Origin of the sequence: Streptomyces kebangsaanensis (genome assembly GCF_001906585.1) — a bacterium.
Taxonomy (GTDB): domain Bacteria; phylum Actinomycetota; class Actinomycetes; order Streptomycetales; family Streptomycetaceae; genus Streptomyces; species Streptomyces kebangsaanensis.
Map to the genome: position 1 here is coordinate 1 of NZ_JUJA01000063.1, position 4,331 is coordinate 4,331.

Annotated in this window: 4 protein-coding genes; all 4 read left to right on the forward strand. The window is 71.9% G+C overall.

All coding sequences use genetic code 11. From position 1 onward, the window contains the following. A partial coding sequence (locus tag RH94_RS09120) for a hypothetical protein (protein WP_143203983.1) occupies positions 1–183 on the forward strand: 183 nt, incomplete at its 5' end. Continuing rightward, entirely contained in the window at positions 180–614 is a 435-nt protein-coding gene (locus RH94_RS09125; RefSeq protein ID WP_073947126.1) for a roadblock/LC7 domain-containing protein, read from the forward strand. The genes RH94_RS09120 and RH94_RS09125, both read left to right, overlap by 4 nt. A 9-nt stretch (positions 615–623) precedes the next feature. Then, entirely contained in the window at positions 624–1,019 is a 396-nt protein-coding gene (locus RH94_RS09130; protein WP_073947127.1) for a DUF742 domain-containing protein, read from the forward strand. Positions 1,020–1,046: 27 nt separating this feature from the next. Beyond that, the coding region (locus RH94_RS09135) for a hydantoinase B/oxoprolinase family protein (protein ID WP_407697293.1) at positions 1,047–4,331 on the forward strand (3,285 nt) is incomplete at its 3' end.

Below are 4,331 nucleotides of genomic sequence, written 5' to 3' on the forward strand. Positions count from 1 at the left end.
CGCACCGAGGACGGCCCCGACCCCGTCGAACGCGACGCCGACGAGGTACGCAGCCGTATGGCCGCGCTCCAGCGCGGCTGGCAGCGCGGCCGTGAGGAGAACGCCGTGAGCGACGAGGCTCCGGGCGGCAGCACCGCACAGGGAACGACCGCACAAGGAACGACTGAGGGGGACGGCCGATGACCGCACCGAAGACGACCGGCCACACCGTGACGGGCAAGGCGGAGCTGAACTGGCTCCTCGACGACCTGGTGGACCGGGTCGCCGGCATCCGCAAGGCCATCGTCCTGTCCGGGGACGGTCTGCCCACCGGTGTGTCCAAGGACCTGACCCGGGAGGACAGCGAGCATCTGGCCGCCGTGGCCTCGGGCTTCCACAGCCTCGCCAAGGGCGTGGGCCGGCACTTCGAGGCGGGCAGCGTCCGGCAGACCGTCGTCGAACTGGACGAGGTCTTCCTGTTCGTCACCGCCGCCGGCGACGGCAGCTGCCTGGCCGTCCTGGCCGACGCCGACTCCGACGTCGGCCAGGTGGCGTACGAGATGACTCTCCTCGTCAAGCGGGCCGGCGCGCATCTGGGCGCCGCTCCGCGCACCGATGTGTCCTCCTGCGGGTAGTGGGATGACATGAGCGCAGACGGTCAGGCAGGAAGCCACTGGTTCGACGACGAGGCCGGACCGGTGGTCCGCCCCTACGCCATGACGCGCGGCCGCACCAGCCATGGGGCCCAGCACCGCCTGGACCTGATCGCGGTGGTCGTCACGGAACCCGACGTGGACGACCCGGAGACGGACCACGCGCTGTCGCCGGAACACGTGTCCATCGTCGGGCTGTGCCGCGACACCCCGCAGTCGGTCGCCGAGCTCGCCGCGGGACTCGACCTGCCCGTCGGCGTGGTGCGCGTCCTGATCGGTGACCTCGTGGACGAGGAGTACGTCCACGTGACGCGCCCGGTGCCCCCGGCCCAGCTGCCGGACGAGAGCATCCTGCGCGACGTGATCGACGGCCTGCGGGCGCTGTGAGCGACGGTGCGGAAGCGGGGTGACGGGATGACGGGCTGGCAGTTCTGGGTCGACCGGGGCGGCACGTTCACCGACGTCGTTGCGCGCCGCCCGGACGGCCGCCTGGTCACGCACAAACTGCTGTCCGACAACCCCGCGCGGTACGCCGACGCGGCCGTCGCGGGCGTCCGGGCACTCCTGGACGGCTCCGGCGGTCCCGTGGAGTCGGTCCGCATGGGCACCACCGTGGCCACCAACGCCCTGCTGGAACGGACCGGTGAGCGAACCGTCCTCGTCGTCACCCGTGGCTTCGGCGACGCCCTGCGCATCGCCTACCAGAACCGCCCGCACATCTTCGCCCGCCGCATCGAGCTGCCCGAGCTGCTGTACGAACGGGTGCTCGAGGTCGACGAGCGCATCGCCGCCGACGGCACCGTCCTGCGCGCCCCCGACCTCGACGCCCTCGCCGGTCCCCTCCGGCAGGCGTACGACGACGGAATCCGCGCCGTCGCCGTGGTCTGCCTGCACAGCCATCTGCACCCTGCGCACGAACGAGCCGTCGGCGAGCTGGCCGCCCGCGTCGGCTTCCCGCAGATCTCGCTGTCCAGCGAGGTCAGCCCGTTGATGAAGCTCGTCCCGCGCGGGGACACCGCGGTCGTCGACGCCTACCTGTCGCCCGTGCTGCGCCGCTACGTCCAGCACGTCGGCGACGAGCTCGCCGGCGTACGGCTGATGTTCATGCAGTCCAACGGCGGGCTCGCCGAGGCCGGGCAGTTCCGCGGCAAGGACGCCATCCTGTCCGGGCCCGCGGGCGGCATCGTCGGCATGGCGCGCATGTCCCGGCTCGCCGGCTTCGACCGGGTCATCGGCTTCGACATGGGCGGCACCTCCACGGACGTCTCCCACTACGCGGGCGCGTACGAACGCGCCTTCACCACGCAGATCGCGGGCGTGCGGCTGCGCGCTCCCATGCTGGACATCCACACCGTGGCCGCCGGCGGCGGCTCGGTCCTCCACTTCGACGGCTCCCGCTACCGCGTCGGCCCGGACTCGGCGGGCGCCGACCCGGGGCCCGCCTGCTACCGCGGCGGCGGTCCACTCGCCGTCACCGACGCCAACGTGATGCTCGGCCGCATCCAGCCCGCCCACTTCCCCAAGGTGTTCGGCCCCGGCGGCGACCAGCCCCTCGACGACGCACTCGTCCGCGAGCGCTTCACCGCCCTCGCCCGCGAGATCCGCGAGCGGACGGGCGACGACCGCACCCCCGAGCAGGTCGCCGAGGGCTACCTGCAGATCGCCGTCGCCAACATCGCCAACGCCGTCAAGCGGATCTCCGTGCAGAAGGGCCACGACGTCACCCGCTACGCCCTGACCACCTTCGGCGGCGCGGGCGGGCAGCACGCCTGCATGGTCGCCGACTCGCTCGGCATCCGGACCGTCCTCGTGCCGCCCATGGCGGGCGTCCTCTCCGCGCTCGGCATCGGCCTCGCCGACACCACGGCCATGCGAGAGCAGTCCGTCGAGGCACCCCTGGAGCCCGCCGCCATGCCGGGCGTACTGAAGACCGCCGACGACCTGGAGGCCGCAGCCCGCGCGGAACTCACCGCCGAGGACGTCCCCGAGGAGCACATCCGCGTCACCCGCCGCGCCCAGCTCCGCTACGACGGCACGGACACCGCCCTCACCGTCGAACTGGCCGAGCCCGCCACCATGCGGCACGCCTTCGAAGAACGTCATCGTGCCACGTACTCCTTCACCCTCGGCCGCCCGATCGTCGTCGAGTCCCTCTCCGTGGAAGCCACCGGCATCACCGAACCCCCCGATCTGTCCGCCCTTGCCCCGTACCAGGCCGCCCGCGCGGGCCGCTCCGCCGCCCCGGAGACCGTCCGCCTCCACACCGGCGGCGTCTGGCGCGGCGTACCCCTGCACCGCCGCGAGGACCTGCCCCCCGGCGACACCGTCACCGGCCCCGCGATCATCACGGAAGCCAGTGCGACGACCGTCGTCGACGATGGCTGGCGGGCCGTGGCGACCGACGACGGGCATCTGCTCCTGGAACGCGTGGCGGTTACGCAGAGTTCCGACCTCGGTACGGAAGCCGATCCGGTTCTGCTGGAGGTGTTCAACAGCCTCTTCATGTCCATCGCCGAGCAGATGGGCGCCCGGCTGGAGTCCACGGCCCAGTCGGTCAACATCAAGGAGCGCCTCGACTTCTCCTGCGCCCTGTTCGATCCGGACGGAAACCTGGTGGCCAACGCCCCGCACATCCCCGTGCACCTGGGCTCGATGGGCACCAGCGTCAAGGAGGTCATCCGGCGCCGCGGCCCCCGGATGCGGCCGGGGGACACCTACGCGGTCAACGACCCGTACCACGGTGGCACCCACCTGCCGGACGTCACCGTCATCACCCCGGTCTTCGGCACGGGCGACACGCAGGGTGACCGCGTCCTGTTCTACGTCGCCTCCCGCGGCCACCACGCCGAGATCGGCGGGATCGCGCCGGGCTCCATGCCGGCGAACAGCCGCACCATCGACGAGGAGGGCGTTCTCTTCGACAACTGGCTGCTCGCCGAGAACGGCCGGCTGCGGGAGGAGGAGACCCTCCGCCTCCTGACCGGCGCGAGGTATCCCTCCCGCAACCCCGAGACCAACCTCGCCGACCTGCGTGCCCAGACCGCCGCCAATCAGAAGGGCGTTGACGAGGTCGCACGCATGATCGACGACTTCGGCCTCGACGTCGTCCAGGCCTACATGCGGCACGTCCAGGACAACGCCGAGGAGGCCGTCCGCCGGGTCGTCGACGCGCTGGACGACGGGGAGTACGCCTACGAGACCGACTCGGGAGCCGTCATCCGGGTCCGTGTCCGCGTGGACCGCGAGCAGCGGTCGGCGACGATCGACTTCACCGGCACCTCCCCGCAGCTCGCGACCAACTTCAACGCCCCGTTCTCCGTGGTCAACGCGGCCGTCCTGTACGTCTTCCGCACCCTGGTCGCCGCCGACATCCCGCTCAACGACGGCTGTCTGCGCCCGCTGAGGATCGTCGTACCGTCCGGCTCCATGCTCTCTCCCGAGCCGCCGGCCGCGGTCGTCGCGGGCAACGTCGAAACCTCCCAGGCGATCACCGGAGCGCTGTACGCGGCGCTCGGCGTCCAGGCGGAGGGCTCGGGGACGATGAACAACGTCACCTTCGGCAACGAGTGCCACCAGTACTACGAGACCGTCGCCTCCGGTTCCGGCGCGGGCGACGGCTTCCCCGGCGCGAGCGTCGTCCAGACGCACATGACCAACTCCCGGCTCACCGACCCCGAGGTCCTCGAATGGCGGCTGCCC

Bases quoted from the DNA above. Each gene is read 5' to 3' on its own strand.
- RH94_RS09130 (WP_073947127.1), top strand. From the start codon at position 624: ATGAGCGCAGACGGTCAGGCAGGAAGCCACTGGTTCGACGACGAGGCC.
- RH94_RS09125 (WP_073947126.1), top strand. From the start codon at position 180: ATGACCGCACCGAAGACGACCGGCCACACCGTGACGGGCAAGGCGGAG.